This window comes from Cutibacterium sp., assembly GCF_030525615.1.
Lineage (GTDB): Bacteria > Actinomycetota > Actinomycetes > Propionibacteriales > Propionibacteriaceae > Cutibacterium.
Window position 1 is genome coordinate 756,834 of sequence record NZ_JAUNEJ010000001.1, and the last position, 13,516, is coordinate 770,349.

General features: G+C 60.6%; 13 protein-coding genes, 2 tRNA genes and 1 pseudogene. 6 read left to right on the forward strand and 10 right to left on the reverse strand.

Translation table 11 applies throughout. The annotated features are described in order from the left end of the window. Positions 1-10 precede the first annotated feature (10 nt). Positions 11-973, reverse strand: coding sequence for a thiamine-phosphate kinase (locus Q4B98_RS03475; RefSeq protein ID WP_303195450.1), 963 nt, complete (start codon positions 971-973; stop codon positions 11-13). Between the two features lie 47 nt (positions 974-1,020). Between Q4B98_RS03475 and Q4B98_RS03480 the strand changes: the two genes are divergently transcribed. Continuing rightward, positions 1,021-1,473: a DUF3515 domain-containing protein gene (locus tag Q4B98_RS03480; protein WP_303195451.1), complete on the forward strand. Its 453-nt coding sequence runs from the start codon at positions 1,021-1,023 to the stop codon at positions 1,471-1,473. Between the two features lie 32 nt (positions 1,474-1,505). Here the strand turns inward: Q4B98_RS03480 and Q4B98_RS03485 are convergent, their stop codons facing one another. From Q4B98_RS03485 to leuC, 4 genes are all read right to left on the reverse strand, one after another. Further along, entirely contained in the window at positions 1,506-2,603 is a 1,098-nt protein-coding gene (locus Q4B98_RS03485; RefSeq protein ID WP_303195453.1) for a D-alanine--D-alanine ligase family protein, read from the reverse strand. Between the two features lie 108 nt (positions 2,604-2,711). After that, positions 2,712-3,398 carry a 1-acyl-sn-glycerol-3-phosphate acyltransferase gene (locus Q4B98_RS03490; RefSeq protein WP_303195669.1) on the reverse strand — a complete coding sequence of 229 codons (687 nt, stop codon included), beginning with the start codon at positions 3,396-3,398 and terminating at the stop codon, positions 2,712-2,714. A gap of 115 nt (positions 3,399-3,513) precedes the next feature. Further along, complete coding sequence (leuD, locus tag Q4B98_RS03495) at positions 3,514-4,104, reverse strand: 3-isopropylmalate dehydratase small subunit (protein WP_303195454.1); 591 nt, start codon at positions 4,102-4,104, stop codon at positions 3,514-3,516. Position 4,105: 1 nt separating this feature from the next. Then, positions 4,106-5,527, reverse strand: coding sequence for a 3-isopropylmalate dehydratase large subunit (gene leuC / locus Q4B98_RS03500; RefSeq protein ID WP_303195455.1), 1,422 nt, complete (start codon positions 5,525-5,527; stop codon positions 4,106-4,108). Positions 5,528-5,650: 123 nt separating this feature from the next. Between leuC and Q4B98_RS03505 the strand changes: the two genes are divergently transcribed. After that, positions 5,651-6,370, forward strand: a complete 720-nt coding sequence (locus tag Q4B98_RS03505; protein WP_303195457.1) for an IclR family transcriptional regulator — start codon at positions 5,651-5,653, stop codon at positions 6,368-6,370. A gap of 269 nt (positions 6,371-6,639) precedes the next feature. On the opposite strand, the gene Q4B98_RS03510 is transcribed toward Q4B98_RS03505, so the two are convergent. The 4 genes from Q4B98_RS03510 to Q4B98_RS03525 form a co-directional block, all read right to left on the reverse strand. After that, positions 6,640-6,715: transfer RNA gene (locus tag Q4B98_RS03510), tRNA-Glu, on the reverse strand. 135 nt (positions 6,716-6,850) lie between these two features. Then, positions 6,851-6,922: transfer RNA gene (locus tag Q4B98_RS03515), tRNA-Gln, on the reverse strand. 62 nt (positions 6,923-6,984) lie between these two features. Further along, complete coding sequence (locus Q4B98_RS03520; protein ID WP_303195671.1) at positions 6,985-7,923, reverse strand: CPBP family intramembrane glutamic endopeptidase; 939 nt, start codon at positions 7,921-7,923, stop codon at positions 6,985-6,987. Positions 7,924-7,982: 59 nt separating this feature from the next. Further along, positions 7,983-8,783: a fumarylacetoacetate hydrolase family protein gene (locus Q4B98_RS03525; protein ID WP_303195458.1), complete on the reverse strand. Its 801-nt coding sequence runs from the start codon at positions 8,781-8,783 to the stop codon at positions 7,983-7,985. Between the two features lie 81 nt (positions 8,784-8,864). Here Q4B98_RS03525 and Q4B98_RS03530 point away from each other — a divergent pair, with 81 nt between their 5' ends. Beyond that, positions 8,865-10,145 carry a thymidine phosphorylase gene (locus tag Q4B98_RS03530; protein WP_303195459.1) on the forward strand — a complete coding sequence of 427 codons (1,281 nt, stop codon included), beginning with the start codon at positions 8,865-8,867 and terminating at the stop codon, positions 10,143-10,145. A gap of 86 nt (positions 10,146-10,231) precedes the next feature. Here the strand turns inward: Q4B98_RS03530 and Q4B98_RS03535 are convergent, their stop codons facing one another. Then, positions 10,232-11,323 carry a branched-chain amino acid aminotransferase gene (locus tag Q4B98_RS03535; protein WP_303195460.1) on the reverse strand — a complete coding sequence of 364 codons (1,092 nt, stop codon included), beginning with the start codon at positions 11,321-11,323 and terminating at the stop codon, positions 10,232-10,234. An 89-nt stretch (positions 11,324-11,412) separates the two neighbouring features. Between Q4B98_RS03535 and Q4B98_RS03540 the strand changes: the two genes are divergently transcribed. From Q4B98_RS03540 to Q4B98_RS03550, 3 genes and pseudogenes are all read left to right on the forward strand, one after another. Further along, complete coding sequence (locus tag Q4B98_RS03540) at positions 11,413-12,471, forward strand: 3-isopropylmalate dehydrogenase (protein ID WP_303195462.1); 1,059 nt, start codon at positions 11,413-11,415, stop codon at positions 12,469-12,471. Positions 12,472-12,563: 92 nt separating this feature from the next. Then, positions 12,564-13,142, forward strand: a complete 579-nt coding sequence (locus Q4B98_RS03545) for an SAM-dependent methyltransferase (protein ID WP_303195464.1) — start codon at positions 12,564-12,566, stop codon at positions 13,140-13,142. A gap of 67 nt (positions 13,143-13,209) precedes the next feature. Continuing rightward, positions 13,210-13,357 (forward strand): annotated as a pseudogene (locus Q4B98_RS03550) (transposase); the annotation flags it as partial. Between the last annotated feature and the right edge of the window lie 159 nt (positions 13,358-13,516).

Consider the following 13,516-nt stretch of genomic DNA (forward strand, 5'->3'; position numbering starts at 1 on the left):
CGTGGTCATCTCAGGACTGAAAATGCGTCCAGCCTCGCTCATGCTGCCATGGCTGGCCATCGACGAGAACCGTGGGGTCGCCCATTTCGCCGGGAGGAAGCACCCGTCCGATAACCGTCCATCCCTGCGGAACAGTGCCGGGAGTGAAGGTCGCTGCCAGGGCATGATCCTCTCCTCCAGCGAGAACCCAGTTGAGCGGATCCATGCCGGTTGCCATACCGACGGTGCGAACCGATTCCTCGATGTCAAGACTCGAGGTGGTGATGTCGATGGCGAATCCAGACTGCTCTGCAATGTGACCCAGATCGGCCAACAAACCGTCTGAGACGTCAATCATGGCGTGGGCACCAGCCTCAGCGGCCACTCGTCCCTGCCGATAAGGGACTTCAGGGCACCGTTGGGCCGAAACTGCCGCACGCGGGGAGCGGAAACCGCGGCCGAGCAGCACCAGCCCAGCAGCGGCCAGGCCGAGCTGCCCGATAACTGCTACTTCGTCACCCGGAACGGCGCCGTCACGACGCACTGGAGCCATTCCCGCCGTTTGACCGATGACGGTGACAGCGATACTGATAACCGGACCAGCAGTCGTATCTCCTCCCACGACGCTCACTCCGGCCTTCTCAGCCTCGGCGGCCATTCCCGCCATGAACTCTTGGGCCCAGGAAGCCGCCAGATCTCCTGGCGCAGAGAAACCGACAACGAGGGCGACCGGGACAGCGCCCATCGCCTCGATATCGGAGACATTAACAGCGACGGCCTTCCGGCCAACATCACTCGCTGTCGACCAGCGGCGACGGAAATGTACCTCTTCTACCAGGACATCGGTAGATACCACGGCAGAACCGTCAATCTGGAAGACAGCACCGTCATCCCCTGGCCCAAGAGTGACCGCCCGGCTCATGGGTAGATCCTTGACGAGGGCGGAAATGAGCGGGAACTCCCCCACCTGGGAAATGGTCGTCGTGGTGGCCATGGGATCTCCTTGAGGGCTGGTTGTCGATAACACGCTACCGTGAAAGCGTGCCCATCCATCATGCAACCCGATGTGCCGCCCTGCTAGCTGTGCTGGCTGGCACGGCGGCGTGCTCAGGCCAGCAGCCCATTGCCCATCCGTCTCCCAGCGGTTCGGCCGCTGCCGGATGTCAGGCTGTCATGGCTGATCTGCCTCAGACGGTTGCCGGGGTGGGGCTCGAGGATCACGATACGACGGTGGCTACCTGGGGTGACCCGCGCATAGTGCTTCGTTGTGGTGTGGACAAACCTTCTGCGTTGGAACCGACCTCTCGCTGTGACGTCATCAACGATGTGGGCTGGTTCGCCGAGCAGATCGAGGAAGGCTGGCGATTCACGACCATCGGGAGGGCCGGCAACATCGAAGTAAGCGTTCCGGCCATGTATGCGCCCGAAGCCGACGCCTTGGTTGATTTGTCAACTGCCGTCAAAAAGATGCCGGTCGTGCGCCCCTGTCAGTAATCAGCCCTGTCAGTCATCGACCCCGCCGGTAATCAGCGAAGTCCAAGTGGGCGTTCTAAGGCCAGTTCGATGAGCTCGCTGACGATTTGGGCGTAGGTCATGCCACTGGCTTGCCACATGAGGGGGAATCCCGAGGTTCGGGTGAATCCGGGCATGGTGTTGGGCTCGTTGACGTAGACGGCGCCGTCCGAGGTCACGAAGGTGTCAATACGGGCAAGTCCTTCGCAGCCAAGAACCCTGAACGCCTTGGTCGCTACTTCCTGGACGCGAGCGCGGGTCTCGTCGTCGAGCGCGGCTCGTGGCTGGACAGACGCTTTCTGCTCCCCGGTGAGGTACTTGGCTTCGAAGTCGTAGAACCCGTCGGGGTCATGGACGACGATTTCACCCGGTACCGAGGCTCGAGGAACAGCCCCGTGGTGGCCATCGAGAATGGAGCACTCGATTTCTCGGCCTACAATCCCCTGTTCGATGAGGACCTTCTTGTCGTGCCGTCGAGCCATCTCGATGGCAGCTTCCAACCGGTCGGGGCTTGCCACTTTTGAGATACCAATGGAGGACCCGCCACGGGCTGGTTTGACGAACAGCGGGTAGGTCAAACGGGAGGCAGCCTTAAGGACACCATTGCGATCCTCTCGCCACTCGTGGTCGCGCACGACGATATAGGGTCCTACCAGAACCCCAGCCTCAGCCAGGATCATCTTGGTGAGGTGCTTGTCCATGCAGTTGGCACTGGCCGCAACACCACACCCCACATAGCGCACCCCAGCCATCTCCAACAGCCCCTGGATGGTGCCATCTTCACCGAAAGGTCCGTGGAGTACCGGGAAGACGACCTGGATGGGGTCGGTATTGCCCTGGGTGTCGACAATGCAGGCACCTTCTGGCATTTGTGTAACCGAAACCAGGGAACGATTCCCCACCTCCACGACCGGAAGCTGGCCGGTGTTAGGCAGATCGAGGATCTCGTCGACCCCATAGCGTACCCAAACCCCATCAGGGGTGATCCCCACACCCGAGACGTCATATCGGTCCCGGTCAATCGCAGCTACCACGTTTGCCGCTGACAGGCAGGAGATCGAATGCTCCGAACTCATCCCACCGAAGATGACAGCAACGTGGGTGCGATTCATGTGAAGTCCTTTCGCTATATCGGCATTCCAGCCTACCGACCCACCATGTATTGAGGGTCGGCGACTGGCCGCGCAGGACAACCTACTGGGACAACCTAGTGAGGCAACCTACTTGGGAACCCGCGTCCCCTTGCGGATGTCATAGCGGTCCGGAGGCGGCAACTCATCGCGAGCGCGAGCTACCTGGGCGTCGATGGCGTCCATAATGCGATTGGTAGCTTCTCTGGCCGCCGCGAAATCTTCACAGCCATGCAGATCAGACAGCTCAACCTCAGTCCCGCAGTACAGCTTCATGGTCTTGCGGGGCCACAGTTTAGGGAAGGTCATCTTCTTGTATCCCATAACCTCTTGAGGACCCCACTGCCCGATCGGGATGACGGGGACCCCGGTCTCTAGGGCCAGCCGCGCTGCACCTGTTCTCCCCGTCATCGGCCAGTGCAGGGGATCTGCAGTGATCGTGCCTTCCGGATACATCACCACCGTCATGCCTTTGTCCAGAGCAGCCTTGGCGTAGTCGAGAGCCTTCGCCGGATTCGGGCCTTTGCGGTCCACCGGGATTTGACCGGTGGCAGAGGCCCACCACCCAACGATCGGCACTGAGAACAGCTCCCGCTTGGCCAACCAGTGTGGCCAACGGCCATGAGCAATCAAGAAGGCTCCCAACACGACGGGGTCGTAGTTAGAGACGTGATTGCTGACGATGAGGACTGGCCCTGGTCCGGGCAGATTCTCACCACCGTGATGGTCGAATCGCGTCAAGGTACGGGCCAGCGGGCACAGCACCCGCGCACCCATCCGGAACGCGTGACCAGGGGTGTCGGCTGGATTAGTCACGGCGGGCAGCACCACGGTGTCTCTCCTAAGTGATACGGACTAGCTCACCTTATCGGCTTGCGTCGGTTTCACCGGGTCACAATGTCGTCGGCAGGAAGGATGGTCGACGAGCCTCGTAGGCGGCGATGTCGTCGGCGTATGTGAGAGTCTCGCCAATGGCGTCCAGGCCGGAGAGCAGACGTTGACGGGTAACGTCGTCGATCTGGAATGGATAGGAGGTGCCGTCAGGTTGGCTGATCGTCTTGTCCTCGAGGCAGACGGTGAGCTCCTCCCCAGGTTTCTGTTCGGCGAAGTCCCACAGCTTTTCCACGGTCTCGGGGTCCACCTGGGCCAACAGCAGTCCGTTGTTTCCGGAGTTGTTACGGAAGATGTCGGCAAACCGAGATCCGATGACGACTTTGAATCCGTAATTCTGGAGGGCCCAGACTGCGTGCTCTCGGGAGGATCCGATCCCGAAATCGGGCCCCACGATGAGGATTGATCCGGTGCGCCACGGCTCCTTGTTCAGCACGAAGTCGGGCTCCGAACGCCAGGAAGCAAACAGGCCGTCCTCAAAACCGGTGCGGGTAATGCGCTTGAGGTAGACCGCCGGGATTATCTGGTCAGTATCGACGTTCGCCCTTCGCAGCGGGACGGGAACTCCGGTGTGGGTGGTAAATGCGTCCATCTCAGGCCTCCTGGGCAACGGGTGACAGATCGGCAGGGCTGGCAAGCCGTCCGATGACAGCGGTGGCAGCAGCGACGGCCGGTGAGACGAGGTGGGTTCGTCCGCCCTTGCCCTGACGACCCTCAAAGTTGCGGTTCGAGGTGGAGGCGGAACGCTCTCCTGGTGACAGCTGGTCGGGGTTCATTCCCAAGCACATCGAGCAACCAGCCCCGCGCCACTCGGCTCCAGCCTGGGTAAAGATCTCGTCCAGACCTTCTTCCATGGCCTGCAGACGTACTCGGGCTGACCCAGGGACAACGAGCATCCGAGTTCCCTCGGCAATGTGGCGTCCCTTGAGGACCTCGGCGGCCAGTCGAAGATCTTCAATACGACCGTTAGTGCATGACCCCAGAAAAACGGTGTCAATGGCGATATCGCGCATCTTTGTGCCCGGGGTGAGGTCCATGTACTCCAAAGCCCGAGCGGCTGCGCTGCGGTCCACCTCGTCATGGAAGTCATCGGCAGCCGGGACAACTCCGTCCAACGGGACCCCTTGACCCGGGTTCGTTCCCCACGTCACAAAAGGCGTGAGCTGAGAGGCGTCAAGGTGAATCTCGGCGTCAAAAGTAGCGTCATCGTCAGTGCGCAAAGTGCGCCAATATTCGACTGCCTCATCCCACTGCTTGCCCTTGGGGGCGTGCGGACGGTCCTTGAGGTAAGCGAAGGTCGTCTCGTCGGGGGCAACCATGCCGGCGCGAGCTCCCCACTCGATCGACATATTGCAGATGGTCATGCGGCCCTCCATCGACATCTTCTCGATGGCCTCGCCGCGATACTCCACCATGTGGCCCTGACCGCCCCCGGTACCGGTTGTGGAGATAAGGGCCAAGATGAGATCCTTCGGAGTCACTCCTTCCGGAAGCTGCCCATCAACCGTCACCGCCATCGTCTTCGGCTTCACCTGAGGCAGGGTCTGAGTGGCCAGCACGTGCTCAACTTCACTGGTGCCGATACCAAAGGCCAGCGCACCGAAAGCGCCGTGAGTCGAGGTGTGGGAATCACCACACACGATCGTCATGCCCGGTTGTGTGAGGCCCAGCTGAGGCCCGATGATATGTACGACACCCTGGTCCACGTCACCGAGGGAGTGCAGAGGCACGCCGAACTCAGGGGCATTCTTTCGCAACGTCTCAACCTGAGCCCGCGAGATCGGATCGGCAATCGGTTTGAGAATGTCAAGGGTCGGAATGTTGTGGTCTTCGGTCGCAATCGTCAGATCTGGGCGACGAACCTTACGGCCTGCCAGCCGCAGTCCGTCGAAGGCCTGGGGGCTGGTCACCTCGTGAACAAGGTGAAGGTCGATGTAGAGAAGATCGCGCTCCCCGTTCTGTCCGTGTCTGACAACGTGGGCGTCCCAGAGCTTCTCGCTCAGCGTCCTCCCCATCGCACTTTCCCTTTCATTACTTGTCGGCTTGTGAACACTGCTACTGTGACGTCATCAGCTCCGCCACTTGGCAAGTTCCCATTCTGACTCGACGGCCAGGATTTGGAACGCTAGTATCGCCATATGGACGAATCAAGTGGTGTGGGCGTGCTGGACAAGGCTGCCCTCGTATTGGCTGCCTTGGAGACGGGTCCAGCGTCCCTGGCAGGATTGGTTCAGATGACGGGTCTGGCCCGCCCGACGGCTCATCGCCTGGCCCGCGCGCTGGAGCATCATCGATTCGTCAGTCGCGACCTTCAGGGCCGCTTCATCCTTGGACCGCGTCTCTCTGAGCTTGCCGCAGCAGCGGGCGAGGATCGTCTCTTAGCTGCTTCTGGACCTATCTTGGCCAGACTTCGTGACATCACCGGTGAATCCGCCCAGCTTTACCGCCGTCAAGGCAGTAACCGCGTCTGTGCCGCCACCGCCGAGCGCCCGACGGGGTTACGGGACACCATTCCGGTGGGATCCATCTTGTCGATGGATGCTGGATCCGCAGCCCAGATCTTGCTGGCATGGGAGGATTCTGAAAAGGTTCGCCGTGAGTTGAGCAACTCCGCTTTTTCCGAGGTCACTTTGGCTGCCGTGCGCAAGCGCGGTTGGGCTCAATCGGTGGGTGAACGCGAAGCCGGAGTCGCCTCAGTTTCTGCCCCTGTGCGCTCTCCTTCTGGGAAAGTCATCGCAGCTGTGTCGGTTTCCGGGCCAATCGAGCGCCTGACTCGCCAGCCTGGCCGTATCCACGCCCCTGCTGTGGTTGCTGCCGGTGGGCGTCTCTCGGAGGTGCTGCGTCGCTCTGCCAAGTGAGACCACCGACGTCTTGGTATGCGCCACATCTCAGTACGTGCCGGGTGGAGTTTCCTTTCGATGATGGCCCGGGCAGTCGTGCCGACGGTACCTGCCCATGGGCGGCGTCTCCATCTCGTGCACTATTCGACGCCATCCACTATCTGGGCACGCAATACCTGAGCGCAGTATCTGAGTACCAACGGTGCTGAACAATGCCACGACACAATCCACCACGACACAATGCACAATGACATGACCCAGATCCTCCTGGACCTGGGTCATGCTAGTGGTAGCCCCGAGCGGATTCGAACCGCCGTTTCAGCCTTGAGAGGGCCGCGTGCTAGGCCGCTGCACTACGGGGCCATTCCGGGATCAATTCCCGTCAATTTCAGGAATTGAAACCTTCTTCTGTTATTCCTGGGTCGTGTGAGAACCAGGCTGAGAAACCCTAGCAATCATTCTGTTGCCTTCGCAACTTCATGATTTCGGTCTCCCGAGCTGGGGTACCAGGACTCGAACCTGGACTAACTGAACCAGAATCAGTCGGGCTGCCAATTACCCTATACCCCACTGCCGTTCCACCTTGATGAACCTTAGTGGCGCAACGTCGGAAAACTTTAACTGACTCCCCCTCAACATTGCAAATCAGGACGAATCAGTGATGGTGTCTTACGAGCGACTCTCATGAGGCTCCCAATCCACCACCCGGCCAGGGCAATAGCCAGGAACCCACCAATGTCCCAAGCCGCATCGACCCATCCCATCGAGGTCATGCCCCGAGCCTTCGAGACTCCACCCAAGAAGACTGCATATCCGAAGGCCAACAGGTTGTTGACGACATGGGTCGCCACCCCTGCCTCCAACCCGCCGGTGACAATGACAAGCCATCCTGCAATCAATCCGAAGGCGAATCTGTCGGCGAAAAGCCAGGCATTCTGAGTGCCGTGCATTAAGGCGAAGATGAGGGCGGAGACGATGACCGAGAGGCACTTACCCGCCTTGTCCGGCAGGCTCAAGGCCAGTCCGGAGATGACGTTCATGAGGTAGCCCCGGAAGAACAGCTCTTCGGCAACGGCTTGGAAGGGCGAGGTAATGATGATCGCCAGCAGCCATATCCACCAATCCCTCGGAACCGTGACGTGAGTATCGGCTCCACCCCGCACGAGTAGCTGGGTCAGATTAAGCACAACGACGGCAACCAAAGCCATAATCAGCCCAAACCGCCATCTAATGCCCGGCTGGACTGACGCCACCCATCGAGGCGCACGATGGTTCACGTACCGCGCCAGCATCAACACGACAACGATGAGGCTCGCCAAAGCAAGATGGGTGGCAATGAGACCCCCAACGGTGTGAAAACCAGCCGCCCGCGTGTAGTAAGCGCTGAACTCCTCGCCAGGGTTGCGCTCCAGGAAGAAACCGACTCCCAGAAAGGCGTACAGCAGCCCTGGTACGACGATGGCGTACCCCAGCAGAAGTCCGATCAGGCCGACGAGTCCCGACCCCGGGCCAGCCGAGGAATCAACAAGGGCCCGGGTGTAGTCGACCCCCGGCTCAGGATCGGTCACCATCCCACGGTGGAGCACATCGCGTGAAGACGCCCCTCGAGGGGGAACGGCGCGAGTCGCCATCATGCCTCCACGAGGGTATTGGCCAAAGTTCCGATTCCTTCAACCTCGACCTCGACGCGCTGACCAGGCTCCATCGGCCCGACTCCGGCAGGAGTTCCGGTGAGAATGACGTCACCGGGCAGCAGTGTCATGGAAGACGATACGTGGGAAATGATCTGGGGAATGGTGTGGATCATCTGGTCAGTGTTACCGCGTTGAACCTCCTCGCCATCCAGACGGGTGACAATCTGGCGGTGCGAGGCCTCGGCAACGGAGAAATGGGTCACCATCCAGGGACCAAGCGGGCAGAAGGTGTCAGAGCCTTTAGCACGCACCCAGTGACCATCGGAGTTCTGCAGGTCACGAGCAGTGACATCGTTGGCGACGGTAAACCCAAAGATAACCTCCTGGGCCCTCTGCTCAGGGACATCCTTGCAGATACGACCAATGACAATGGCCAGCTCTCCCTCGTAGTGCAGATTCGAAGACGCAGCCGGTCGAATGATGGCCTCATCAGGTCCAATCACTGAGGTATTCGGTTTGAGAAACAGCAAGGGCGCAGACGGCACCTCGTTACCCAGCTCGCTGGCGTGGTCAGCGTAGTTACGACCGATTCCGATGATCTTGGAACGCGGAATCACTGGAGACAGCAGCCGAACATCGGCAAGATCATGACGAGCACCGGTGTACTGGACTGGAGCCGCTACTGGATCTCCAGTAATCACGGCAATAGTGTCGGGGTGATCTCCGTGGTCGGCGGCGAGTTCGACAATCCCGAAGGCGGGGTCGGAACCAGCTGTCACAAACCGAGCAATACGCATACCTCAAGACTAATGGCGATCCGCGACACAACCGCTGCATCTACAAACCGAGAACGGACTGAGACTGCCATACTTTCCAGCATGACCACCTACTCCGTCGTCGATCTCATCCGCGCCAAGCGCGCAGGCCAGACCCTCAACTCCGATCAAATCCGTTGGCTTATTCGCGCCTATACCGATGGTGTTGTCGCCGATGAACAGATGTCCGCCATGGCGATGGCGGTGTTCTTCCGGGGTCTCGATGACGACGAGCTGTCCACCTGGACGACCGCCATGATCGAATCCGGCGAGCGGATGAAACTCACCGGGCTGTCGCGTCCGACCGTCGACAAACATTCCACCGGCGGAGTCGGTGACAAAATCACTCTGCCACTAGCTCCCCTCGTCGCCGCCTGTGGCGCAGCCGTTCCGCAATTGTCTGGTCGCGGCCTGGGCCATACCGGCGGCACCCTCGACAAGATGGAGGCGATCGCGGGCTGGCGTGCCGACCTCTCCCGCGACGAAATGGTCGCCCAACTCAACACAGTCGGTGCCGTCATCTGCGCTGCCGGCCCCGGACTCGCCCCCGCAGACAAGAAGCTCTACGCCCTGCGTGACGTCACCGGCACCGTCGAATCAATTCCACTCATTGCCTCGTCCATTATGAGTAAAAAGATCGCCGAGGGCACCGACAGCCTTGTTCTCGACGTGAAGACAGGCTCGGGGGCATTCATGAAGACTGAGAAGGACGCCAGAGAGCTCGCACGCCGTCTCGTCAGTCTTGGAGAGGCCGCCGGAGTGCGCACCACTGCCCTCCTGACCAGGATGGACGTTCCACTCGGATATGCCTGCGGCAACGGTATCGAGGTAGCAGAGGCTCTCGAGGTGCTGTCCGGCGGTGGACCCGCCGACGTCGTAGACCTCACCGTCGCCCTGGCTCGTCAAATGGTCAAGGCTGCCGGTCTAGACGACACCGACCCGGCCGACCTGCTTACCAGCGGAAAAGCCATGGACGTGTGGCGCGACATGGTTCGCGCCCAGGGCGGCGATCCAGACGCTCCGTTGCCGGTGGCCCGCCATGCCCAGGATGTCATCACCCCTGAGGCTGGCGTCGTCACTGGAATTGACGCCATGTCGGTCGGAGTGGCTGCCTGGCGTCTAGGGGCAGGACGAACCCGCAAAGAGGACCCAGTGCAGGCCTCCGCCGGGGTCATGCTGCGCGTTCGTCCCGGCGATCGAGTGGTCGCTGGCCAGCCGGTGGCGACTCTGCTCACCGATACCCCTGATGTCATTCCAAGCGCCCAGGAGGCCCTGGCGAATGCCTTCACGATCGGGGCGGATTTCCAGCCCCGTGACATCGTTATTGACACCATCGGTTATTGACACCATCGGCGAACGTCAACTCGGAAATCCTTGACGCAGATGTGGCCGATTCACCAGCGGTGAACCGGCCACAGTTGTCACGGTGTTCAGCACACCCGCTTGAGCCAGCCGTGAGTGTCCTCGGCACGGCCGAACTGGATGTCAAGGAGACGGCGACGGATCTCCATTGTGGTCTTTCCGGTTGGTTGCGAAACCGTCACCTCATTGTCACCATCGAGGAAGGACCCAATCGGCGTGACAACCGCAGCAGTGCCGCACGCGAAGACCTCCGGAAACTCCCCCGACCGCACTCCGTCAAGCATCTCGTCGATACCAAGCTTGCGCTCCACGGGTTCCAGACCAAGGTCAGGGGCCACCTCGAGGATGGACCTACGGGTCACGCCGTGCAGGATCGTGCCGCTGAGCTCGGGGGTGATGAGCTGTCCATCTTTGCTGATGGCCATGAAGTTCATCCCACCCAGCTCCTCAATCCAGCGGTGTTCCACTGCATCGACGAAAAGCACCTGGGCACAGCCGCGCGCCTGGGCCTCAATCTGGGAGCGCAGCGAGGCGGCATAGTTACCACCGCACTTCGCCTCACCAGTGCCACCTGGGGCAGTACGAGCCTGTTCGCGCTCGATGAGGATTCGCACCGGCTTCACTCCCCCGGCGAAGTAGGCACCCACTGGGGAACCCATGACGAAGAACAGAACCTTCGTCGCCGGAGCTACGCCAAGAAAGTCCTGGTAGGCAATCATGGTCGGACGCAGGTAAAGGGATTTCTCGCCATCTTCTCCGGGTTCAGGAACCCAACGGGAATCGACCTGCGCCAATCGCACACAGGCATGGACAAAGTCATCGACCGGCAATTCTGGCAAGGCGAGACGCTCAGCTGACCGGGCAAAACGCTTACCGTTTTGGTCGGGTCGGAAAAGCCAGATGGAACCGTCAGCATGGCGGTAGGCCTTGAGACCCTCGAAGATTTCCTGGGCGTAGTGGAGCACGGCACAGCCGGGATTGACGTCGAGACCGTGGTACGCAACCACGCCATCGTCTCCCCAACCTTCACCGACCTGCCAGGTGGCTACGGCCATATGGTCGATAAACACCTCACCAAACCGGGGATTGGCATGTTCCAGCGCGATCCGCTCGTCGGAGGACCACGTCAGATCGTCAGCAGAAGCAAAGCGCAAACTCATGACCACAAGCTACACCGCGGAAGAACCCCCCGTTCCAATTCATGACATCGCGTGATCGCATCGTGGACTATCCCGGTAGGGTTTCAGACATGACGAACGACGTGACGCGCCTCGCTGTCATCGGCGGCGATGGAATCGGCCCCGAGGTCACCGAGCAGGCTCTCTGCGTGTTGGAAAGGGCCATCGGCTCCGATGCCTTCACCACCCACGAATACCACCTCGGCGCCGACCATTGGAAGGCCACCGGAGAGGTCCTCAATGACTCCACCCTGGCCGAAATCTCGAAGGCGGACGCCATCGTTCTGGGAGCTGTTGGCGCCGCTCCCGGATCTACCGAGGTGCCGTCGGGACTCTTGGAACGAGGCTTGTTGCTCAAACTTCGGTTCGCCCTTGACCAAGGGGTCAATCTGCGTCCGTCAACCTGGTATCCCGGCACCCCGACTCCGCTGGCCTCCGAGGTCACTGACGCTGGACCGATCGATTTCGTTGTGTGCCGGGAAGGCACCGAAGGCCTCTACTGTGGCAATGGTGGATCGGTGCGGACTGGGACCCCTCACGAAATTGCCACTGAGGTGAGTATCAACACAGCTTTCGGAGTCGAGAGGGTCGTGCGTGACGCTTTCTCTCGAGCCGCCGCTCGCCGTGGTCATCTCACTCTGGTCCACAAGCACAATGTCTTGGTCAATGCCGGATCTTTGTGGCGGCGAATCGTCGATGAGGTCGCTGCGGAGTTCCCGCAAGTCACCACCGATTACATGCACGTCGATGCCGTGACCATCGCACTGGTCAAGGAACCCCAGCGCTTTGATGTCATCGTCACCGACAACCTGTTCGGAGACATCATTACAGACCTTGCTGGGGCAGTGACAGGCGGTATCGGCCTGGCTCCCAGCGCGAATATCAACACCTCCGGTGACTACCCGTCGATGTTCGAGCCGGTACACGGTTCTGCCCCCGACATCGCTGGGACGGGGAAGGCTGATCCGACTGCGGCGATCCTCTCGATGGCCTTGCTCTTGGACCATCTGGGCCGCCCCAATGACGCTGGGCGCATCCGCAAGGCTGTCGCCGACGACATAGCTGCCCGGGCTACTGGACCATCACGTATCACCAGCGAGATCGGGCGAGATATCGCCGAGCGGCTGTAAGACACGTCATCAGCCTTGGTCTGCAAAGTCCGAGGGTTTCCGGTGCCCAGTCGTCGATCAGACGGGTTCCGCGTGCTGGCAGAATATCCCCCGTGCTACCTATTCCCGAGACTCCTGCACCTGTGACGAAGGCTCTCCACAATGCGCTGGAGATGGGCTACTTCACCACCACTCGTAATGAAACCGGTCGTTTCATGGCCACCTTGGCTGCCGGGGTGCGTGGTTCCATCGGGGAATGCGAGACGGGTTCTGGTGCCGGGGCAGCCTGGTTGCGCTTAGGCGCGCGCAAACGTACCAAGGTCGTCAGCTACGAACCCGATCCGACAGTGTGCGCCCGTGCCCGCGAAGTCTTGGCCGGTCTCGACATCGACATCATCGAGGGCACCTGGGACGATCTGCTGGAGCGCGGACCTTTCAGTCTGCTGTCGGTCCCGATTCGAGTGGCTCGGGTGCGCCAGGTCGACGAGATTCTTAAGGCGGTCGCTGTAGGCGGTGTGGTCGTCATCGACGACATGCCTCCTAGCCATGGATTCCCGCCCCGGGACATCAACGGCACCGTCGACACCACCCGGCTAGCGTGGCTTACCCATCCCAAAGTCAATGCCACCGAGATCCAGCTTGCCTCCGACATGGCGGCCATCGTCGCCTGTCGCCTGTCCTCGCGCGGCTGAACTGATATTGAACCGTTTGTACCCGACGCAAGGTGTAACAGGCTCATCGCAATTGCTGGGGTGCCGGTTCACCGGCTATCAGGGTGGAGTCGCTGAAGAGATCCCAGAGTCGGTTGCGGTCATAGACCTGTTCCATGTGGTTCGTGTGGCTGGTGACGCCCTAGACCGTTGCCGAGTTCAATGGTCATCGTGGACGCACAGGCGATCTGCTCTACACCTAGCCACACAGGTGCCACCTTGTTGACACCCTGGCAACGGAACCATTTGGGAACACTGGCACGGCATAGCGGTGGGGTCGGGCTACCTCGCCCACGCCATCAACCCCACCTACCCCCCTCGTTTGCGATGAGCCGGTTATGTTTGCAACTCCTATC

Bases quoted from the DNA above. Each gene is read 5' to 3' on its own strand.
- Q4B98_RS03475 (WP_303195450.1), bottom strand. From the start codon at position 973: ATGGCCACCACGACGACCATTTCCCAGGTGGGGGAGTTCCCGCTCATT.
- Q4B98_RS03485 (WP_303195453.1), bottom strand. From the start codon at position 2,603: ATGAATCGCACCCACGTTGCTGTCATCTTCGGTGGGATGAGTTCGGAG.
- Q4B98_RS03490 (WP_303195669.1), bottom strand. From the start codon at position 3,398: ATGGGTGCGCGGGTGCTGTGCCCGCTGGCCCGTACCTTGACGCGATTC.
- leuD (WP_303195454.1), bottom strand. From the start codon at position 4,104: ATGGACGCATTTACCACCCACACCGGAGTTCCCGTCCCGCTGCGAAGG.
- leuC (WP_303195455.1), bottom strand. From the start codon at position 5,527: ATGGGGAGGACGCTGAGCGAGAAGCTCTGGGACGCCCACGTTGTCAGA.
- Q4B98_RS03505 (WP_303195457.1), top strand. From the start codon at position 5,651: ATGGACGAATCAAGTGGTGTGGGCGTGCTGGACAAGGCTGCCCTCGTA.
- Q4B98_RS03520 (WP_303195671.1), bottom strand. From the start codon at position 7,923: ATGGTGACCGATCCTGAGCCGGGGGTCGACTACACCCGGGCCCTTGTT.
- Q4B98_RS03525 (WP_303195458.1), bottom strand. From the start codon at position 8,783: ATGCGTATTGCTCGGTTTGTGACAGCTGGTTCCGACCCCGCCTTCGGG.
- Q4B98_RS03530 (WP_303195459.1), top strand. From the start codon at position 8,865: ATGACCACCTACTCCGTCGTCGATCTCATCCGCGCCAAGCGCGCAGGC.
- Q4B98_RS03535 (WP_303195460.1), bottom strand. From the start codon at position 11,323: ATGAGTTTGCGCTTTGCTTCTGCTGACGATCTGACGTGGTCCTCCGAC.
- Q4B98_RS03540 (WP_303195462.1), top strand. From the start codon at position 11,413: ATGACGAACGACGTGACGCGCCTCGCTGTCATCGGCGGCGATGGAATC.